The organism is Sinorhizobium fredii NGR234, assembly GCF_000018545.1.
Lineage (GTDB): Bacteria > Pseudomonadota > Alphaproteobacteria > Rhizobiales > Rhizobiaceae > Sinorhizobium > Sinorhizobium fredii_A.
This window is the reverse complement of the sequence record NC_012586.1, coordinates 71,690-91,881: the sequence shown is the minus strand read 5'-3', so window position 1 is coordinate 91,881 and position 20,192 is coordinate 71,690. Positions and strand designations below refer to the sequence as shown.

The following is a 20,192-nucleotide window of genomic DNA, read 5'->3' as shown; positions in this document are numbered from 1 at the left end:
GCCAATCGAAGAACAGAAAGGAGAAAACCATGAGTGTCCGTGATCTGATACCCTGGGGCCGCAGCTTGGCGGTGGCTGGCCGCGTGTCGAGATTTCCGACGGCGAGAAGGAAATCAAGGTGACGGCCGAGGTGACGGGCCTCGAGGAGAAGCACATCGAGGTGCTGCTCGATGACGGTGTGCTGACGCTGAAGGGCGAGAGGTGGTCCGAAACGAGGACAACAAGCAGTTCACCGAGCGCTTCTACGGTCGATGCGAACGGCGCATCCCGCTCGGCTACGAGGTCAAGGAAGACCAAGTCGACGCCCGCCTCAAGAACGGCGTGCTGACCGTGATCTTGCCGAAGGCGAAAAGGCGCAGTCGCAGGGCAAGCGCATCGCCATCAAGAACTGATTTGACCGGAGAGGCCGGCGACGGGCTTTGTCGACGCCGCCGGCGCCATCTTTCGCTAACAAGGGAGGGATGAACGATGGAGATTGTCAAGCAGGTAGAGGAAGCAAGGAAACCGCAAGTTCCGGGGGCTCAGCCCTCGAACGACAATCGGCACAAGCCTCTTTCCATGATGCGGTCTTTTTTTCCCAGCGATGCGGTCGCTCGCATCTTCAAGCCGTCCCGATCGGTGATGACGTCAGGCAAGGCGCGCACAAACGGATGGCGTCTCGTTTTTGATCGCCGCAGCGCACCTTTCATCGAACCCCTCATGGGCTATACCGGCGACCGTGACACCCTGACCCAGGTCGAGCTCGATTTTCCGACGCGCGAATCCGCTATCCGTTACGCCGAGCGTCAGGGTCTGACCTATGTCGTTCAGGCGCCGGCCGGCCAGGTCGCCGATCAGGTCGGTCGGCAGGCCGGAAGCGCGACTCACGCCTTCTCCGACGCGACGCTAGAACGGCTCGGGCTCATGTCTCTTCAGGAAAGCTACGGGCGCGCCCTCGACACAGCGGCAACCGGCAACGATCCTTCCAGCCCGGAAAGTTGGGCCTCGCCCATGGACGTGGTCTTTGACTTGGGGCTCTCGCTCGAAGCCAAGCGCTCGATCCTGATGAACTGGGCCTGGATCGAATACTTGCCCGACCAGGCAACCAACGAAGGCATGCCGGAGAACAACCGGCCCTCCCGTCTCGACGAGGTCGAGCAGGCGCTGCTTGCGCTCGAACGGGAGGTCGAGGGTCGAGACCTCCAAGGCACGATCGCTCGGAAAGCCGCATGAGGTACACCGATGGATCTGTTTCTCGTCTTCGACTGTCAGAAGGTTCTGCCGAACAGGTTTGCGCTGGCGCTTGCAGCGGCAGCGCGAAGCCGGGCGCTCGCGCGAGGCGCTGGGGCCCGGGCTTGATAAAACGAATATCGCCGTGAGCGAGCTCGCGCTGCATGAGATTGCAGATGGCGCGTTCACGCCAGACGAACTCGCACCGTTTCTGCCTGGAGCGGACAGAGAATCGTTTTCTTCCTCCTGATCCGGATGCCAGGCTTCGCGACGGCGGTTCGGGAAGCCGCCTGCGCCCCAGCCTCCCATCGACCGGGCGACCATTTCGATTTCCTTTGCAGGCCCGCCCATAGCGATAGCGTCGCTAACGGCGGATGAACCACTGAATTGCCTGCTGTCACATGCACGGACTTTTCGTGGAAAGGCAAGATCGATGACGTATCTGCACGCACCGATGCGAGTTCGGTCTGCCCTGCGCCACCGGGCGGGCGACCGGTCGATTCTCACTGGCAGCACCTCGCCCCAAGTCGGCTGGAAGCAGCGGCCGTTCGGCGCCGCCGTAGCAGATGCCCGTCCTCAGTGGACGGAGGGCCTTGAGCCCTCGCTCTCAGGTTTGGTTCTGGTTCGCCTTTTTGTTTCCGGCAGTATGGACTTCGGTGCCGCCGTGTCTTTCGCCGGCTCGATCTTGAATGCAATCTTGTCATGCGTGCTGTCCCAGCGCGCTATGACTTTCGCGCCGTCGGTTGCTTCGCCGGCAAGCATGGCGCGGGCCAGTTCAGTCTCAAGTTCCGATCGGATCAGCCGACGCAGCTCGCGCGCGCCGAACTCCGGGCGATAACCTTCACTTGCCAGATAGTCGATCAGAGATGCGTCAATTTCAAGCTCGATGCCCTGGCCGTGGGCGGTTCTCTTCACCCGCTCGAGCTGCAATTCGACGATCGCCTTGATTTCCTCCCGGCTGAGCGACTGAAAGACAATGATTTCGTCGATGCGGTTGATGAACTCGGGCCGGAAGTGTCCACGAAGCACCTCCATTAATTCGCGCTTGAGTTTGCCAGGATCCTCGGCAGCGGATCCGCGCAGGCGCAGGTTGCGCTGGATGATGTCTGACCCGAGATTTGATGTGGCGATGATGATTGTGTTGGTGAAATCCACCATCCGCCCTTTGCCGTCGGTCAGCCGCCCGTCGTCGAAGACCTGCAGCAGCACGTTGTAGACATCGGGATGAGCCTTTTCGATTTCGTCGAGCAGAACCACGGTATAAGGGCGGCGACGGACTCTCTCGGTCAGCTGTCCACCCTCTTCGTAGCCCACGTAACCGGGGGGTGCACCGACGAGGCGAGCTACGGTGTGCCGTTCCATATATTCCGACATGTCGAGCCTGACCATCGCATCCTCGTCGCCATAGACAATCTCGGCCAGCGCTTTGGCAAGCTCGGTCTTGCCGACGCCTGTCGGTCCCAGGAAGAGGAAGGTTGCAACCGGCTTGCGACCTTCGCGCAGGCCGGCGCGCGCGAGACGCACGGCATCGGAAACGGCCTTGATCGCCTCCTCCTGGCCGATGACGCGCTCATGCAGCTTCTCCTCCATCCTGACGAGCCGTTCGCGCTCCTCGACGGTGAGTTCGGTCACCGGAATACCGGTCAGCTTGGAAACCACCTGCGCAACGTGCTCCGAACGCACCTCCGCCGACCCCGTGGCCCGGTCGCGCTTCCAGGTCTCGGTCAAAGCATCCAGTTCCCCCTGCTTGGTCTCGACCTGTGCCTTGAGCTCCGACGCCTTGTCGAAATGCTTGCGCGACGAGGCATAGTCCTGCTCCCGCTTCAGTTGCTGGACCTCCGCCTCCAGCTCCTGCAAGTCTACCGGTCGTGCCGTAGCAGATATCTTCACCCGCGCCGCAGCCTGGTCAATCAGATCGATGCCCTTGTCTGGCAGGAAGCGTCCGGTGACGTAGCGATCCGAAAGCTCGACGGCCGCGATGATCGCCTCATCGGTGATTGTGACCTTATGATGAGCCTCCAAAGTGTCGCGCAGGCCGCGCAGGATCATGATTGCCTGGGCCACCGTCGGCTCGGGAACGAGCACCGGCTGAAAACGGCGCTCCAGCGCAGCGTCCTTCTCGATATGCTTCTGGTACTCATTGAGCGTCGTGGCCCCAATCAGGTTCAGTTCACCACGCGCCAGCGCGGGCTTGAAGACATTGGCGATGTCCAGGCCACCTTCACCACCCCCCTGCCCGGCGCCCACGATCGTGTGGATCTCATCGATGAAGAGAACCAGGTCATTCCGGTTGTCAGTCACCTCCTTCAGGATCTGCTGTACCCGCTCCTCAAACTCGCCCCTGTATTTGGATCCTGCGACCATTGAATTGATGTTTAACTCGACGAGCCGCTTCTCGTGCGGGTTTCGGCAAAGTCCGGACAGGATTTCCGGTAATCTCCGGACACAGTTTTCAGTAATTCCCGGACAGCGATTCCGCTAAATCCCGGACAGTTTCCGGCGGCGGTTTGACGGGTTGGTTCGCGGCTGCGCCGTCTTGTTGGTTAGGCCTCTCACGACAACGTTGAGAGGGGCCGATGCCGAGACGGAAGCAAGCAAGACGAACGACAGTGAGGGATATCCGGACTATTCTGCGCCTGACCCATGAAGAGGGTCTTTCGGTGCGCGAGATTGCCGAGCGGCTGAAGATCGGCAAGAGCTCGGTATCGACCTATTTGCTGCGATCTCGGGAAGCCGGGCTTTCGTGGCCGTTGCCAATCGGCGCGGACGAGGATGCAAAGCTGGAGCGGCGGCTGTTCGGCCGAGCCGGTCGACCGCCGCGCGATCTCAGCGAGCCGGACTGGGCGCTGGTGGTTCGGGAGCTGAAGCGCAAAGGCGTGACGCTGACGCTTCTATGGCAGGAATACCGCGCCAGCCATCCTGATGGTTACGGCTTCACCTGGTTCTGCGAGCAGGTTGCCGCCTTTCGGCAGCGCACCAGTGTAGCGTTCCGCAATCGGCACGCGGCGGGCGCCGTGATGCAGACCGACTATGCCGGGCCGACGGTGCCGGTGATCGATCCGGCAACCGGTGTCATCCATCCGGCCCAAATCTTTGTCGCGGTGCTGGGCGCCTCCAACCTGACCTTCGCCCATGCCAGCTTTAGCCAGCAGTTGCCGGATTGGATCGACGGTCAGGTGCGTGCTCTGACCTTCTATGGTGGGGTCACCAAGGCAATCGTGTGCGACAACCTCAAATCGGGGGTGGCCAAGGCCCTTTGGTTCGAGCCGACATTGACTGCGACGTTCGCCGCCATGGCGGAGCATTACGACACCACGATCCTGCCGACCCGCAGCAGGAAACCGCGCGACAAAGGCCGGGTCGAAGGCGCGGTATTGATCGTGGAACGCTGGATTCTGGCCCGGCTCAGGAACCGTACCTTCTTCTCGCTTGCCGCCCTCAACACGGCGATTGCCGAATTGCTCGAGGACCTGAACAACCGGACGATGCGCCATGTCGGCAAAAGCCGCCGCGAGCTGTTCGAGGAGATCGAGCGGCCAGCCTTGAAGCCCTTGCCGGCGATACCGTTCGAATATGCGGAATGGAAGTCGGCGAAGGTCCATCCGGACTATCATGTCGAGGTCGACAAGACCTTCTACTCGGTGCCGCATCGGCTGATCGGATGCACCCTCCAGGTGCGGCTCACCCACCGGGTGGTCGAGATCTTCCACGACCACCAGCGTGTCGCCAGCCATGTTCGCCGCTCCCAGCGTTCCGGCCACGTCACCGTCAACGACCATATGCCCAAGGCGCATCAGCGCTATGCCAACACCACGCCGGCCAATCTGATCGGCCGTGCGACCCAGATCGGCCCCAATGCCGCCATCCTGGTCGAACGCATGATGCGCGACAGGCCGCATCCGGAACAGGGATACCGCTCGGCCATGGGCATTCTGTCGCTGGCGCCGCGCTATGGATCCCAGCGCCTCGAGGCGGCCTGTGAGCGGGCGCTCACCATTAATGCCATCACCTATTCCTCCGTCGCCTCCATCCTCAAATCCGGCCTCGACCGGGAAAGACCGCAGGCTGAACACGCGGCCCCCACGCCTGCGCATACCAATATCCGTGGCCGATCCTACTACCAGTGAAGGAAGCAAGAATGCTGACGAACCCCACCCTCGACCAGATGCAGGCCCTCGGGCTGACGGGCATGGCCGCCGCCTGGCGCGAATTGACCGAGCAGTCCGGCACCAATGAGCTCAGCCGCGATGAGTGGCTCGGACTGATGCTCGACCGCGAAGTCACCCTGCGCGCCGACAAGCGCATCCGTAACCGGCTCGCCTCCGCCAAGCTACGCTTTGCCCAGGCCTGTATCGAAGATATCGACTTCGCCGCCGCCCGCGGTCTCGACCGGCGCAACACCATGGCGCTCGCCCAGGGGCAATGGCTCACCGCCCACGAGGGCCTGATCATCACCGGCCACACCGGCACCGGCAAGTCATGGCTGGCCTGTGCCTTCGGCAGGCAAGCGGCCAGGCTCGGTCACTCCGTGCTCTATGTGCGCGTGCCCCGAATGTTCGAGGAGCTCGCGCTTGCCCGCCTCGACGGCTCCTTCCCCCGCCTCATCGACAGGCTCACCCGCGTCCAGCTCCTCATCCTCGATGACTTTGGAACCCATACGCTCTCCGATCAGCAGCGCTTTCACCTCTTCGAAATCGTCGAGGAGCGTTATCAGCGAAAGTCCACCCTGATCACAGCTCAGGTTCCCGTGGCAAGCTGGCACGACCTTATTGCCGACAGCACGGTCGCCGACGCCATACTCGACCGTATCGTCCACAATGCTCACCGCATCACCCTCCGGGGCGAGAGCATGCGAAAGCAAAAAAGCGCACCCCTCTTGACTGGGGCAGAAAACGGCGAAATCAATCAGCCCTGATGCTAACCAGGCTGCCGAGGACCAACCGCATCAAACTGTCCGGACTTTAATGAAATTGCTGTCCGGGATTTAGCGGAATCAATGTCCAGTTTTTGCGAAGCGCGCACTTCTCGCGCAGCGCCTCGGGTACTTCGCCCGTAACGATGCGTTGAGCGAGCCCCTCGACGATCGCTGTCTTCCCCACGCCGGGTTCGCCTATCAGCACCGGGTTGTTCTTCTTGCGCCGAGCCAGCACCTCGATCGTAGTCTCGATCTCCTTTGCTCGCCCAATCACCGGATCGAGTTTTCCCTCGCGCGCCATCTTCGTGAGGTCTCTAGAATATTTGTCGAGATCGGGCGTAGTGGATGGTGCCTCCACCCGGCCTTCCTCGGCGCCGCGGCCGACCACTTTCGTCACCTGCTGGCGCAAGGCCTGCGGCGTCAATCCGTAGCGTTTCAGGAGGTCCGCCGCGAGCCCTTCTCCTTCCTCCGTAAGACCGATCAGCAAGTGCTCCGGACCAACATAGGTGTGGCCCAACTCGTTCGAGGTCACAAAGGCGCGAGAAAGCGCATCCTTTACACGCGGACTGACACCGATTTCACTCTCTTCTTCATCAGGTTTCGCCTGACCGCGCCGCGCCTCCTTCTCGATCTGCTGCCGCAGGTCGTCCGACGACACCTTGAACTGGTTGAGGATTGTCCGCACGACTTCGCTGTCGGCGAGCGCCCAAAGCAGATGTTCGGTATCGACTTCCCGTCGCCCGAATTCCACCGATTTGTGCGCTGCCTCCTGAAGGATTTTCTCCGCCTGCTCGCTCAAGCGGTCAGCCAAGGCGGCCGGGCCTTTGCGCCCGCCGCGGTGAACGGGAGCACTCGTTCGCCCGCCCTCTTCCTCGGATCCGAACCCAGCGCCGGGAAATAGGCTGTCGCCGAAAAAGTCCTCAAAAAGACTGCCGCTGCGCCCGAACAGTTCCTCCAAGGGCGAAGCCGACCGGCCGCGGCTCTGACGCGCAAGCTGGCGGTAGTGCTCATCACAGAGTTCCATGTTCTGCCGACGACCGCTACTAACGACCTGTGCGCGCACGGTTGCTGGCATTCCACAGATGTCGCATTTTCCGTTGGCCATAACACTCTCCCGTTCTGTAGGGGGCGGGCTTGTGCCGACCCGAGGCTTATTCACGGAGTGGTTTGCGGGCCGTTTTGGTGTCCTTGTGGCGAACCAGCCGGTACACGCACGCGGCAACGGTCCCGGAACTCGGAGATCTCGCAGGCACCTTCATCGGTGGCGCAACTCGCGCTGACGAGGAAAAGGCAGGTATTCCACTCCACGCTGTTGCCGGACGGGTTGCGGATAGAGCGTCATGAGCTCCAGCACCTCGTTCGGAATATCGGTGCTGACGAGCAGGCCCATCACCTTCGCCTCCTCGGGCGAGATCGGATAATCGTGCGTCCATGTCCCACTGGCGAGCTTTGCCGCAAGTGTCCTGGACGCATCCTCGTCCATGTGTCTGCTCAGAAGCGCTGCTGCGGCCGCTTCCACTTGCCGGATCGCCTTTCGTCCGATATCGGCCATGATCAAGGTGTGGTCGTCCACCTCCGCAAGTGGTTTCTGCTCGGCGACCTTGATGATCGATGCCGCCGGCATTTGCCCCAGCTGCGGATCGATCGGGCCCAGGACGGAATGCCGGCACATGACGATCTCGTCCGCGGCCAGCGCGATCAACGTTCCCCCTGACATAGCGTAGTGGGGCACAAAAACGGTAACCTTTCCTTTGTGGTTCCTGACGGCGCGCGCGATCTGGAGCGCCGCGAGCACCAGCCCGCCGGGCGTGTGCAGGACGAGATCAAGGGGTACATCGTCGTCCGTCATCTGGACTGCGCGCAGCACCTCTTCACTGTCATTGATGTCGATGTAGCGCATGAGTGGAAAGCCGAGGAAGCCCATAGTCTCTTGCCGGTGGACAAGCAGGATCACTCGGCTTTCGCGCTTCTTTTCGACTTGGGCGATCTTACGGATCCGCATCGCTTCGAGATATCGCCGATGCAGGACCGGCTGCATCGCGGTGATCATCAGGAAGATCCAGAGAAGATCCATCACCCCCATGGTCCGCGTCCTTCCTGACGGCGCCCATCGGGCAGGAACCCGTAGACGCCTTCATCGGGGTAGTATTTCCGATACGTCCGCCGCGCTCGCCGCAAGACCGGAGCCAGGATCCATCCGGCAATGAAGCCACCGATGTGAGCCCACCACGCGACGCCCCCGACATCGGATAGCTGACCCAGCGAGAAGACACCCGGAATGACCTGCATCAAGAACCAGATGGCGGCAAATCCGAGAGCGGGGATCTCGAAGAACAAAGGTATGAACAGAATTGGCACAATCATGACGAGCCGCGCGAATGGAAACATCCGCGCATAGCATCCGATCACGCCCGCAATCGCGCCGGATGCCCCAACGGCCGGGATAACCGAATTCGGATTGGCGATGGCGTGCACCGATGAAGCGACGAGACCACAGACCAGATAGAACATGGCGAACCTCGCCAGACCCACTCGGTCCTCGACCGCGGGGCCAAAGACCCAGAGCGTCCACATGTTCAGGATCAAGTGCAGCCATCCGCCGTGCAGGAACATGTTGCTGACAAACGGCAGATAATCGGACAGATCCTGTGGCGGGTAGCTGAGCTTGAGCTCCCCGAAATAGCGCGAGGGAATCAGACCATAGCTGAATAGGAAAACCTCTTCCGCTCTCGGTGGAAGTGAAATTTGAAAGAGGAAAACCAGGATATTGGCGGCGATCAGAGTCCAGACCACCGTAGGCGGGTAGCGCGTGGGTATGGCGTCCCTGACCGGAAGCATGAAGCTTTCCTCCGGCAAGGGAGATAGCGCGGTGTCGCCAGCCTGCAAGCATAATTTTGGCGGCGGTGGCTGAGGCTATCCGGCCGTCAGGTCTCCCGATATTGTCTCCTTAGGGTACATCCGGCTCATTTTTTGTTCACCGTTACCACCGTAGGATGTTGTCGATCGTGATGGGCGAACAGTGACGCTCGTGTTCCCGAAAGACGCAGATATTTCCGTCACGGCGACAGCGGAACCGGACCGTTGGGCCCGAGGGGATAATTTTCACGGCCGGCCGTAGGGAACCGGAACAATCACACCACCGGTGGATTATCTTGGTGCCGCTTATTCCCCCTCAGCGGCACAGGTCCCTCAACCTGTTAGAGTGCCCGCTCTAGTCCCCCTGTGCGGGCACTCGCGCTATTTGGCTTTCGCCAGATAGTCGATCACTTTCTTACGGTCCGGTCCCGCCTCGCGGATCGCCTCGAGTGCCTTCTGCCTCGTAACCTTCGCCGTCCGCATCATATATGCGACTTCGTGCTCCTGTGTGGAAACCAGCTCGCGGTCGCGACCCTGTTCTTCGGGTTGTCCGCCAAAGGATAGAAGCCATTCTAAGCAGAGCGTGCGGAACCTTGATCAGCCGCTGGTATTGATCAGGTAAGGAGAAGACCACGTCCGACGCAGCAAGAATGATGAAGCTGATCGAGGATTGGCAACGAGACATCGCCGCCTACTTGCCGCCGGAGAGCGGCATTACAGAGCATGACTATGACACGTCTAGATGGCCGACAGGCGCGAGAAGCGCTTGGCGATGATTGGCAACGTTGGTGGCCGGACCACCGTCCCGACGATGGTTGCGATGCCGGCCCTAGCCGCTCAAACGTGCCAGAGCCGACCTGATCTTCGGAACTATTCGCCAGCCGCATTGACTCTCAGCGCCACTAGAACTTAATAAGAACATTCATCGGTGTTGCGGCCGCCAATCTGAAAACCTCTGGGTAAATGACTTTGCGCATGCGCGGAGAAGGAGCCATCATGTCTGCTGAGAAGCAAATTTCCGACTTCGGAGAGTCAACCTCCTTGATGGACGAGGTGGCGTCAGCCCTTGCTTGCCACGGCGGTGACGCGGAAGCGACAATCCGCACGCTGCTCGCCGACTGCAAGCACCTGCGGGAGCAACTGGAATTGGCCTAGATAGCAATGGGCATAGGCTTCACCCGCGGCTGGTTGCCCCGCCCAGAGCGTCACGACGAGGTGAGCGACGAGCAAGGCGCGGCCAAGCACGCCACGACGCTCTACGTACACTATTGCGAGCATGCCGGCTGCAGGAAATGGGGCGCCTTCGGGTTCGCGGCTATGGGCCTTCGCCCACTGTTGTTTACACCACGCGCTTGCGCACCCTACCGGGCTCGAACGAAGGAGCGGACATCACGATGCACCTTGTTGGAGTGGTTGAGCGACAATTAATCTGGGTTGACGGCCACCATATCGACTGCCGGCGCCTTTTTCGAGTCTGACGTTGCCCGGCGGTTCGTACAAGTATCGATGGTTGCTGGCGTATCGATGACGCTTGAGAGTGCCTTTGCGCCCGAGTTGGTGAACGGTCGATTCGCATACGCCGAGCTGCTGGGCTACTTCCTCGCCGGTGAGCATGCCGCCCTCGCGCAGCCGTTCGTACCGGCTCTTCAAACCATAGGTGCGGCGCACGAGCATGACCTTCTTCGGCGTGAAGGGTTCGCCGCGCCAGTTGCGATGCCCGAGTTCGTTGAGACGAGCGGCGATCTGCCGGTCGTTGGTGGCCTCCAGCAGCTCGTTGATCAACGCCACGACCTGTGCCGGCGTCTTGCGTATCACCGACATAGGCCGAGGTCTGGCCACCGACAGGCTCTGCGTGCGCCCGCCGCGCCAACGGATGTTGATGTTGACCTCATCGTCGACGAGCAGCGTCACGTCTTCGATGAGAAGGCCGAGCATGCGCTTGCGTTCGACGGCACCGGTGCGCTCGTCGTTCCAGATGCGCGGGAAATCGGCGGTCAGCGCCCTGATGCGCTGCTGCGCTGGCTCGTCCAGCAGCGAGTGGTCGGCCTCGTTCTGGCGCTCGTGCTCGCGCTGGAGTGCGTCGAGGTCGCGCAGCCGTGCGTTCCAGTCGGCTTCCAGCGCGTCGGCGACCAGGCGGTTGTCCGGATCGACCTTCAGGTAGCGCCGGCGGGCCAGTTCAGCCTCATAGCGGGCGCGTTGCAGCTGCGTGCCGCGCAGCGCCGCGGCCTGCTCCACGCGCTGGGTGATCTCCTGCTGCACGGCAAGCGCGACATCGATCGCTGCCGGCGCCATTACCTCCAGCAGTAGCGCGCTCACCGCCTCGTCGACCGGAGCACCGCGCACCCATTGGCAGTGTTTGCCGGCGTGTCGCACGACGGCTTCGTTGCAGACGTAATATGGGCGCAGCCGCCCCTCGAACGGCTCGTAATGGACCCGCATGCGTGCACCGCAGCGGCCGCACAGCAGCCGTCCCTGCAACAGGCCGCTGCCCTGGCGGGGCATGCGTCCACGCAGGCCGGGTGAAAAACCGGTGGCGTTCTGTTCCAGGGCTGCCTGATTGCGTTCGTATTCGGCCCAGGAAATGTAGCCGTCGTGGGCGTCGGGAATCAGTACCTGCCAGTCGGATCTCGCCACGCGCAGTTGCACGGGCTTCAGCTTGGCATTGTAGGCGGTGCGCGTGCGTCCATAGGCGAAGGCGCCGGCATAGCGCGGGTTGTGCAAGATCTGGAGCACGCGGGAATGGTCGATCTCGTTCCACAGGACGTCGCCCTTGCCGATGCCGCGACGGATACGCCGCGGAAAGAGGATCTTCTCGCCCCGCAGGCGGCGCACGACGGCGCAGGCCGAGCCGGTCTGGCGGAAAGTATCGAACAGGAGCCGCACCGTGTCCTGGATCTGTCGGTCGGGATCGAGCACGACCCGCGCGTCAGGGGTGTAGACCAACCCGATCGGCAGCGGCATCTCGAGTTCGCCGCGGCGCGCCTTGTTGAGAATGCCGCCTTGCAGCCGCGACTTCAGGATGTGCAGTTCGGCCTCGCTCATCGTGCCCTTCAGGCCGAGCAGCATGCGGTCGTTGAAATAGGCCGGATCATAGACGCCGTCCTCGTCCATGATGAGCGTGCGCGACAAGGCGGCCAGCTCAAGGAGACGGTGCCAGTCGGCATTGTTGCGTGCCAGGCGCGACACTTCCAGCCCCAGCACGATCCCTGCATGTCCCATCGCCACTTCGCTCACCAGGTGCTGGAAGCCGTCGCGGTCCTGCGACTGCGCGCCGGAGAGGCCGAGGTCGCTATCGATGACGTGGACACGTTCGATCGGCCAGCCCAGCGCCACGGCGCGATCGCGCAGGGCGTATTGCCGCTTGGTGCTCTCGGTGTTCTCGAACACCTGACGAAGCGAGGACTGACGCACGTAGAGGAATGCATCACGCCGCAGATGGTCGGCGTCAACCTTTATGGCGATGTCAGTAGACATGGTTCCCTCGGGTCTCTGCTGCCAGCACCATGTTGGCGAGCATGTGCACGAGCTGGCGATCGTGCACTGCGACCGAAGCCGTAGGCCGTGATTCCAGCCGCCGATGCGTCGGCGGGGGAGGCTGCGCGATCAGCACCGCCAGCCCTTGCCAAAGGCCGTGGAAAACGATGGCGCCCATGTCCTTGGCGCAGGCCTGACCGCAAAGGACGGCGGTGCGCAGCGTCTCGTAGAAATCCTTGCAGCTGCGCGGTAGCACCGGGGTGCGTGCATGGGGCTCACCGTTTTTTTTTACGGGCGATCGCGCGTTCGATGCTGCGGGGATGGACACTGATGCCGAGCGTCGAATGCAGCAGTTCTGCCAGGGAGCGCGCCTGCAGCGGGGCGCCCGCATGCTGGTTCTGCTCGATGAGCTGCATGACCTCGTCGGTGAGTTTGTGGGCCGACTTTGGCCCTCGGGTGCGCGGCAGCAGGCCGGCAATGCCGTCGCGTTCGAACGCGGCCTCGGCCTGATAGTAGGTTGGCCGCGACAGACCGAAAAGCGCGGCGGCATCGGCCTTGTTGACGCCATCCTCCTGGACGTGACGCAGCATCTCGTACTTCACCTGCACGAGATCGAGAGGATCGAAGAAGGTGGACTCACGAAACCAGGGTGCACGGACGGCTTCGGGCCGCGCATTGAGTGCTCCGAGCTCGCGCAGTCGCTCACGTTTGGTCTCGTTGGGCATGGCATAACCTCTTCCTAGTGGTGTAAATCAAATTACGCCTCGATAGAGAACGTGTCAACCTAACGACGCCGGGCGATATGGCTGTTTATGCTGCATATAACTACAATGTAGAGGCAATTATCGCTGTGAGCGCCCGTATGATTCGGCATAATTAGATTTACATAATCGGCATAAATTGCCTGACACGCATTCAGCCGCCATGGCTGCGCTCGATTTGCTCGATCAATGCGGCTAGGGTTGCCAGATCATCTGGACGCACGAACGACCTACCGGCCGCGATCTGAATGAAAACATCGGGTGCAGCGACGTCCGTCCATGACGCAAGCAGCGAGCGAAGCCGCCCATCCGCGTCGTAGAACATGACGCGATCCTCGCCCCAGTTCTGCTTGCGTGTCGACAACACGAAGCGCTGGCCGCGCCACGGATGGAACGGGTGCGTGACCTCGAACTCTATACGCACTTGAGTGTCAGTACGAACTGCAGTCCTGGACTTGAAAGAAAGGGAAGGACGAGCGCGGGGTCGGCTACGTCAAGCGCAACGAAATCGCCGACCGCCAGTTCGAGAGCTGGGAGCAGTTCGAGGCACATCTGGAGCGGTGGACACGAGACATCGCCGATAAGAGCGACCATGGAACGACGGGCATGCCGCCGACGGACGGAACGCTGCGCCCGCTCGCCGGCCGGGCGCCATTCGGACAGTTGCGCGATCTTGTCCGCAAGGTTGACGCGGACTGCGTAGTCGTTCAGATGCGGCGCCACTGGCCGCTTAAGGGAATGGCTGCTGTCAGCGCCACGAATTGTTCTATTCCACTAATGAGCAATGACCAGAGACACTGGGGATTTACGCAGTAGGTTGAAGGTAACCCCGCCGAGAAGCCATTCGCGCAATCGTGAATGGCCGTAGCCCCCCATGACGATGAGGTCGGCTTTTTGTTCGGCGATTACCTCAAGCAGCGCCGACGACGTATCAAGCCCGCGTCCCCTTGCGACATGGATGGAAGCGCTGATGCCGTGATGGCGGAGATAATCGACTAGCTCGTCGCCCTCCTTCGCCGGCAGGTCCGACATTGCGCCTTGGTCGATCACGACGACGGTGACGGCACGCGACTTTGCCAGATACGGCAACGCCTCGGCAACCGCCCTCGCGGCTTCCCGGCTCCGGTTCCAGGCAATTATCGCGTGCTCGAAGCCTTGTCCGAAGGCCTTCTGGTCGGCAACGAGAAACAAATGCCTGCCGGATTCGAACAGAATCTCTTCCACCACATCATGGAGCTCCACTGTCTTGTCGGCGTCGCTCAGTCTGAGGGCGAGAAATACATCGGCGGCGCGGGATTCGCGGGAAGCAACGCGCGCCTGCTCGTGGGCATAGACGTCGAAGCGCCGCAACTCCGCCGATGGACTGATCGCTCGAAGCCGGCTTCTAAGGTCGGATTCCAGTTCCTTCCCCCGCTCGCGGGCCTGTTGGAGAAGACGTGTCCAGAACTCGACACTCACTCCAGATTCGGCCAATGCCGGCTCCGGCAATGTATTCAGGATCAGGCCGACCAGATGCGAATCAAACAGCTTGGCAAGGCTCTCAGATGCGGCCAAGCGGAATTCGTCGCCGGATGTCCCGTCGAGTCGTACCAATACCACCTTGATCATAGCTGCCTCCTGAGACCGGCAATTAACTCCGACGCGCTGTCACGACGGCCCGACAGGTCCAATTTAGGAGGTGCTGCGCAGGTTTCATTGACGGTCGTCAGCGCTGACGAAGTTCTGCTTCGAGCCCAACCGCTGATCGCCTGGCCGCAGGTGGGAAAAACTGACGTTCGTCAGGGCGGCACAGCTGCTAAGGCCTAGGATACTTTGAGCCTAAACCAACTTGTCAGCCCGACTCGGATCGGGGCGCTTCAGGGCAGCCTCTGGGGCTTGATCGTCGGCGCGATCTTCCTGATGCCGGTGACGGGGGCGCGGTCGGCGCACTATCCGGCGCGGCACTCGGAGCCGCCTCAGGCGCAATCGGCGGCGCCTTGTCAGGCCCCGGCACTAATGACGATTTCAGGAAGGAGCTGGCTGCCAGCCTGGAGCCAGGAAGCGCGACTCTTTTCCTTCTTGTTCGACGATGACCGCGGACAAGCTGCTCGACGCCATCAAGGGGAGCGGCGGCAAGGCAACCAAGACGTCACTCGACAGGAGCAAGGAACAGGCGCTGCGCGAGGCACTGGAAGCGCTCAATGGCAAAACACTCTAGCCGCTCGGCGACGGCGAGTCGGAAAGCTTAAGCGCCTCACCGTCGGATGAGGGTGCCCCATTTTGGATCCCATAGATCTTCATGTTCGAGCACGATGACGATGCACTGGAAACCGTAGCGCTCGACGAGCCGATGAGCTTGGGCGAGAGCCGCTTCGACGTCTCTTTCAGCTCCTTCGTCGGATCCTACATCTCTTCCTTTCCGGGAATGAGCATTCCAGCCCACTGTCGCACGCACGGGTGCTTTCCCGTGCCAATCGAAAACTGTTACAATTACCTCGTTCTCTATTGCCGAGTTTGGGTCGTCAAGAACAGTATAACGCCGTCTGTCTATTGGAACCATCATTGACGACCCGCCGTTCGATCCGTGGTCTGCGTATGTTTTTATCCGGGGCGGCTTTATGGGGGCTGAATTAAATTCTATGGTTTTTATCCATTCGACAATTAGTTGGCAGATATATTCCGTCGAGCATGAAATTCCTGAGGACGGAGAACTGCATGCCTCAGACGGAAAGAACAGAGATCCGACGCTTATTGCGTGCTTTGGTCCGGCTCTCCGCATTGCCACTACTCTGGAAAGAGATGGGCGACGAGGCGATCGCTGGAAATCTCGCTTCCGTTCTCGTCAAAATACTCGATGCCGATTTCGCCTACCTATTTGTAGACGCTGATCCGCATACCGTGGAACTGGCATTTGGGCCTGAAGGACGTATCCCCGCGGCATTGATCCCTGCAATTCGAGCATCCCTGCACGGTTCGTCGGTCAGGCGTCTAAGCAGAATCCAGAGTGCACTCAGCGGCGATCTTGTGACTGTCTTTTCGACGACCTTGGGATTCAAGGCCGAGGCCATATTGTTCGTCGCCTCGAAACGATCCGACTATCCCACAGGGTTCGAGAGGCTCGTCCTGCGGATGGCCGCCAACGAAGCAACGGCGGCAATGGAACAGGCGGAAGGCCCGGTTGTCGCAACGCATCTGACAACGCTGGTCAGCCTTTCTTCGAATTTTATCGGCGTAGCAAACCTTCAAGGCGTGCCGCTTTTCGTCAATCCGGCCGGCCTTAGACTGGTCGGCATGGCGAGCATTCAGGAAGCGCAAGAGCTTCATGTCGTCGATTTCCTGGAGTTCCGCGACCGTGATCGAGCCCGATACGAGGTGTGGCCGAGAGTCTTGTCCGAAGGGCGATGGGCCGGCCAGCTTTCCTTCCTGAACGCAAAGACCGGTATGACGACCCCCCTTCTGGTCGAGAGCTTCCGCATCGACGCTCGTACGACAGAGCCCGTTGCCGTCGGCACGATCAGCGTCGATATCCGCAAGTGGAATCGAGCCGAACGTATTTCGAATGATTCACCGGCTTTGGCGACGACGCGTGAGATCATGCTGGCCGTGGCTCGCGTTGAGAGCCTGTCGGAACGGGAACGCCAGGTTCTGCATGCTCTGGTTGCCGGATGCTCACACAAGGTGATAGCTCACGAACTCGGCATAAGCGTGAGGACCATCGAAGTTCATCGGGCGCGGATGATGCGGCGCCTAGGCGTGCGGACTTTGGCGGAAGCAATCAAGCTCGCAATCATTTCCGGCGCCGTCAAACCCTGACCGGGAAGTGTCCGTTCGACGGGTTGGCCCGCCGGAGACCGGCCCAATCCACGCAAACTGGACTCGTTGAACGATGATGACGGTCAGTGAGGTCGGGCGCAGTTGAACTACTATTACGGTTGCCAACGCTGAATAGGAGGACCAATGTTGATCAGGAACGGACTAAGAACGACGAGGGCCGAGCTCCTGCCGCTTTCGTTCTATGAGCGATTCGAATATGTCGTCGTCGTGATCCTGACCGCCCTCATCGCCGTCGTCGTTGTCGCCGCGGTCTGGAATCTCACCCTGAAAATCCTTGTAGGCCTGGTCTTGTCCGGGAGCCTCGATCCATCCGACTATACCGCCTTCCAGGATGTCTTCGGCATGATCTTCACGGTCATCATCGCCCTGGAATTCAAGAAATCGCTGCTCGTGGTGGCGGCACGACGGGACACCGTGGTGGCGATCCGCTCGGTGGTGGTGATCGCGCTTCTGGCCATCTGCCGAAAGGTCATCATTCTGGACCTCACGGAAACCGATGCGCTGCACATACTGGCGCTCGCGGCCGCCATTCTTGCCTTGGGCATCGTCTACTGGCTGGTCAGCGATCGCGACAGGCGCCCTGTAAAGGATTCCCAAGGCTGATCGATTTGCATTCGCGCTTGCGCAACTGACGACCGTCAATGTGCCATCAGCCTGCTCCCGGCAGATTCCGATCCGAGAGACATCCCTCCGGGGTCAGCAGAAGCGAGGAAGGCTGTCATGACCAGACGATTTCTTTCATCGGTGGCAATCATGGCGCTCGGCGCGGGCCCTGCCTTCGGTCAATCGGACTCTATCGGGACGCTCAGACAATTCGGCAAGACGGGGACCAGTTCGGAAGCATTCCAACCCGTCGACCAGCACGGCGACTATGCCGGGCAGTTGAAGATGAATCTCGAGCAGATCACGTTGCCGCCAGGATTCGCGATCGACCTCTTCGCGGTCGTGCCCGATGCTCGTCACATCGCCATTGGACCGCAGGGCGTGGCTGTCTTCGTCGGAACACGCAAGGAAGAGGTCTGGGTCGCGACCGATCGCGACAAGGACAGGCAGGCGGACGAGGTGAAGCGCTTCGCGCCGTCCATCCGGTTCAACGTGCCAAATGGACCGTGCTTTTCCAGGAACGGCGTCCTCTACATCGCCGAACAGAATCGCGTGCTGGCCTTTCCCGCGGCGGAATTCTTCTACGAAAGCCCAGACGTTGCGGTCGAAATCGTGGTCCCGCAGCGTGAGCTCATCCCGCCGGAGGAGGAATCCTTCAACCACACCGCGCGCGTGTGCGACATCGGCCCCGACGACAAGCTCTACATCGCGCTCGGCCAACCCTACAACGTCCCGCCACCTGAAAAACTGGAGACTTACGACCGGGTCGGCATGGCCGGTATAATCCGGCTCGACCGCAACGGCGCGAACCGCGAAGTCTACGCCCGCGGCATCCGCAATTCCGTCGGCATGGACTTCCGCCCGGAGACGACGGAACTCTGGTTCACCGACAACCAGGTCGACGGGATGGGCGACGACACCCCTCCTGGCGAGCTTAACCGCTCGACGCAGCCGGGCCAACATTTCGGCTTCCCTTGGTATGGCGGCGGCCTCGTGCGCACCAGGGAGTACCAGGATACCGAACCGCCAGCCGACGCAGTGCCGCCGGTCCTCGAATTCGAGGCGCATGCCGCCGACCTCGGCATGATGTTTTACACCGGCGCGCAGTTTCCGCAGAAATATCGCGGAGGCATCTTCTCCGCCCAGCACGGCTCATGGAACCGCACAGTGCCGGTCGGTGCCCGCGTCATGTTCACGCCGGTGGAAGCGGACGGAAACGCCGGCGAGCCGGAGGTGTTCGCCGCGGGGTGGCTGATGCCGAGCGGCGAATATATGGGTCGGCCAGTCGACGTCGCGCAGCTTTCCGACGGTTCAATCCTCGTTTCCGACGACCTTGCCGGCGCAGTCTATCGCATTTCCTATCAACCTCCTCCCGCCGAGTAGGGATAAAGCCAATGCTCCGCATTGTCGTTTGCACACTCACCGTCATGTTGGCGCTAGAAACCACGCCGCCCGCGATCGCTGGCGATCCGGCCGCCGGCAAGAAGATCGTCGGGCAATGCGCAACCTGCCACGGCCAGGACGGCGTAGGCAGGATGCCCGACGTTCCGAATCTTGCCGGCGAGAGCACGATCTACCTGACCAAGGAACTCAACGCGTACCGGTCTGGCGAGCGCGACCATCCGCAGATGTCGATCATCGCCAAGGGCCTCAGCGACGAGCAGATCGCCGACCTCGCGGCCTGGTATGCGGCACTCAAGGTGACCGTGGAAATGCCCGACCTCTAAGGCCGCGTACGGAGCTTCGCCCGCGCCTCCATCGTGACGACCAGACGACTCGCGACTATCAGGCAGACGCCGAGGTAGACAAAGTGGCTGGGAGACCGAGCGGCCGAGCGCGACCCAAAGCCGCCATCGGGTGGAGGTCGCGATGCGTTCCCGCCATGAAGGCGGCAACGCCCAGACGAACGCTACACCCGGTTTGCCCAAAACGAGAAACGGCGGCGCGACCGCGACCAGCAGGCCGTGCTGCGCCATATGCGCCGCAAGAAGTCGTCCCGGACAGCAAATCGAGAGGCGAAGCAAGCGCGGCGGCAAGGGCCAGCGCTCGTGAAGGACAGCGCATGCAGGCACTACCGCGTCCGATGCCCGGCGCGAGACCAAAGGGCTTTCACACAGAGCGCGTAAAGCCAGACCGTCAGCAGCAAGGGGACGAAACGAACGGATCGGAGTTCGAGATTCGCCACCACGCCGCCGGACCCACGGCGTCGGATCCATGCGCTGCCACGGGATCGATCCCCGAGGCCCAGAGGAGAAGTCCAAGAGCAGGCTCGGAATCCAGAAGCTATGGATGACGTCCCTCGTGGCCAGAACCACCTCAACCGGCTCGGCGAGGGGAATACGTAGACGTCGGGCACGGCGCGCCGCCGTCGATGCGGTAGGAAATTTCCCACCAGTACGGTTTCCGGTGATGTCGACTGCTAGACTGTCCGGCCCCGGTCGAGGCCCGGGTCTCGTGACCGAAGTCATCCCATAAGGCACGAGAGCGGTGAGCGTGGGCGCCGGTAGAACAACGCCGCCGCCCCAGATGAAGGAGCAGCTGCCGACCCGTCTCGCCCGCCT

Annotated in this window: 15 protein-coding genes and 8 pseudogenes; 11 read left to right on the top strand and 12 right to left on the bottom strand. The window is 61.4% G+C overall.

The genetic code is table 11. The features are described from left to right. Positions 1-67: 67 nt before the first annotated feature. A pseudogene (locus NGR_RS00500) lies at positions 68-392 on the top strand (Hsp20/alpha crystallin family protein); the annotation flags it as partial. Between the two features lie 76 nt (positions 393-468). Further along, a complete protein-coding gene (locus NGR_RS00495) occupies positions 469-1,212 on the top strand; it encodes an ETC complex I subunit (RefSeq protein ID WP_012706170.1) in 744 nt (247 codons plus the stop codon). A gap of 704 nt (positions 1,213-1,916) precedes the next feature. Here NGR_RS00495 and NGR_RS00490 read toward each other — a convergent pair. After that, positions 1,917-3,606, bottom strand: a pseudogene (locus tag NGR_RS00490) (ATP-dependent Clp protease ATP-binding subunit); the annotation flags it as partial. 179 nt (positions 3,607-3,785) lie between these two features. Between NGR_RS00490 and istA the strand changes: the two are divergent. Beyond that, positions 3,786-5,336 (top strand): IS21-like element ISRsp2 family transposase, encoded by a 1,551-nt coding sequence (gene istA, locus NGR_RS00485; RefSeq protein ID WP_010875060.1) that lies wholly within the window; start codon positions 3,786-3,788, stop codon positions 5,334-5,336. An 11-nt stretch (positions 5,337-5,347) separates the two neighbouring features. Beyond that, a complete protein-coding gene (gene istB / locus NGR_RS00480) occupies positions 5,348-6,124 on the top strand; it encodes an IS21-like element ISRsp2 family helper ATPase IstB (protein ID WP_012708757.1) in 777 nt (258 codons plus the stop codon). An 88-nt stretch (positions 6,125-6,212) separates the two neighbouring features. On the opposite strand, the pseudogene NGR_RS00475 reads toward istB, so the two are convergent. From NGR_RS00475 to NGR_RS00460, 4 genes and pseudogenes are all read right to left on the bottom strand, one after another. Continuing rightward, a pseudogene (locus tag NGR_RS00475) lies at positions 6,213-7,229 on the bottom strand (Clp protease N-terminal domain-containing protein); the annotation flags it as partial. A 150-nt stretch (positions 7,230-7,379) separates the two neighbouring features. Then, positions 7,380-8,207: an SDH family Clp fold serine proteinase gene (locus tag NGR_RS00470; RefSeq protein ID WP_012706166.1), complete on the bottom strand. Its 828-nt coding sequence runs from the start codon at positions 8,205-8,207 to the stop codon at positions 7,380-7,382. Next, positions 8,198-8,962 carry a rhomboid family intramembrane serine protease gene (locus tag NGR_RS00465; RefSeq protein WP_012706165.1) on the bottom strand — a complete coding sequence of 255 codons (765 nt, stop codon included), beginning with the start codon at positions 8,960-8,962 and terminating at the stop codon, positions 8,198-8,200. Before NGR_RS00465 ends, NGR_RS00470 begins: the two co-directional genes overlap by 10 nt. Before the next feature lie 399 nt (positions 8,963-9,361). Continuing rightward, positions 9,362-9,526 (bottom strand): annotated as a pseudogene (locus NGR_RS00460) (DUF3606 domain-containing protein); the annotation flags it as partial. Positions 9,527-9,630: 104 nt separating this feature from the next. Here NGR_RS00460 and NGR_RS32725 point away from each other — a divergent pair. Further along, positions 9,631-9,841: pseudogene (locus tag NGR_RS32725) on the top strand (hypothetical protein). A gap of 198 nt (positions 9,842-10,039) precedes the next feature. Here the strand turns inward: NGR_RS32725 and NGR_RS00455 are convergent. The 5 genes from NGR_RS00455 to NGR_RS00435 all read right to left on the bottom strand — a co-directional run bounded on the left by NGR_RS00455 (position 10,040) and on the right by NGR_RS00435 (position 13,639). Beyond that, on the bottom strand, positions 10,040-10,258 hold the full coding sequence (locus tag NGR_RS00455; protein WP_164923777.1) for a hypothetical protein: 219 nt from the start codon (positions 10,256-10,258) through the stop codon (positions 10,040-10,042). A 111-nt stretch (positions 10,259-10,369) separates the two neighbouring features. Beyond that, positions 10,370-12,454 (bottom strand): recombinase family protein, encoded by a 2,085-nt coding sequence (locus NGR_RS00450; RefSeq protein ID WP_010875070.1) that lies wholly within the window; start codon positions 12,452-12,454, stop codon positions 10,370-10,372. Beyond that, positions 12,444-12,710 carry a transposase gene (locus NGR_RS32720; RefSeq protein ID WP_010875069.1) on the bottom strand — a complete coding sequence of 89 codons (267 nt, stop codon included), beginning with the start codon at positions 12,708-12,710 and terminating at the stop codon, positions 12,444-12,446. The genes NGR_RS00450 and NGR_RS32720 overlap by 11 nt, the downstream gene beginning before the upstream one ends. Positions 12,711-12,729: 19 nt before the next feature. Continuing rightward, positions 12,730-13,179, bottom strand: coding sequence for a helix-turn-helix domain-containing protein (locus tag NGR_RS32715; protein ID WP_010875068.1), 450 nt, complete (start codon positions 13,177-13,179; stop codon positions 12,730-12,732). 190 nt (positions 13,180-13,369) lie between these two features. Further along, a complete protein-coding gene (locus NGR_RS00435; protein WP_010875067.1) occupies positions 13,370-13,639 on the bottom strand; it encodes a DUF5372 family protein in 270 nt (89 codons plus the stop codon). A gap of 38 nt (positions 13,640-13,677) precedes the next feature. Here NGR_RS00435 and NGR_RS00430 point away from each other — a divergent pair. Further along, positions 13,678-13,920: pseudogene (locus NGR_RS00430) on the top strand (IS21 family transposase); the annotation flags it as partial. A gap of 69 nt (positions 13,921-13,989) precedes the next feature. On the opposite strand, the gene NGR_RS00425 reads toward NGR_RS00430, so the two are convergent. Then, positions 13,990-14,823: a universal stress protein gene (locus tag NGR_RS00425; RefSeq protein WP_012706164.1), complete on the bottom strand. Its 834-nt coding sequence runs from the start codon at positions 14,821-14,823 to the stop codon at positions 13,990-13,992. 204 nt (positions 14,824-15,027) lie between these two features. Here NGR_RS00425 and NGR_RS00420 point away from each other — a divergent pair. The 5 genes and pseudogenes from NGR_RS00420 to NGR_RS00400 form a co-directional block, all read left to right on the top strand. Further along, positions 15,028-15,412: pseudogene (locus tag NGR_RS00420) on the top strand (DUF1269 domain-containing protein); the annotation flags it as partial. Positions 15,413-15,909: 497 nt separating this feature from the next. Next, positions 15,910-17,007, top strand: coding sequence for a LuxR C-terminal-related transcriptional regulator (locus tag NGR_RS00415; RefSeq protein ID WP_012706162.1), 1,098 nt, complete (start codon positions 15,910-15,912; stop codon positions 17,005-17,007). Between the two features lie 144 nt (positions 17,008-17,151). Continuing rightward, the gene (locus tag NGR_RS00410) at positions 17,152-17,631 is read left to right on the top strand and encodes a phosphate-starvation-inducible PsiE family protein (RefSeq protein ID WP_012706161.1); all 480 of its coding nucleotides are present in this window, start codon (positions 17,152-17,154) and stop codon (positions 17,629-17,631) included. A 117-nt stretch (positions 17,632-17,748) separates the two neighbouring features. Next, on the top strand, positions 17,749-19,014 hold the full coding sequence (locus NGR_RS00405) for a PQQ-dependent sugar dehydrogenase (protein ID WP_012706160.1): 1,266 nt from the start codon (positions 17,749-17,751) through the stop codon (positions 19,012-19,014). Between the two features lie 11 nt (positions 19,015-19,025). After that, entirely contained in the window at positions 19,026-19,358 is a 333-nt protein-coding gene (locus tag NGR_RS00400; RefSeq protein WP_012706159.1) for a c-type cytochrome, read from the top strand. Positions 19,359-19,469: 111 nt separating this feature from the next. Here NGR_RS00400 and NGR_RS33745 read toward each other — a convergent pair. After that, positions 19,470-19,847: pseudogene (locus NGR_RS33745) on the bottom strand (cytochrome c oxidase assembly protein); the annotation flags it as partial. Positions 19,848-20,192: the final 345 nt, after the last annotated feature.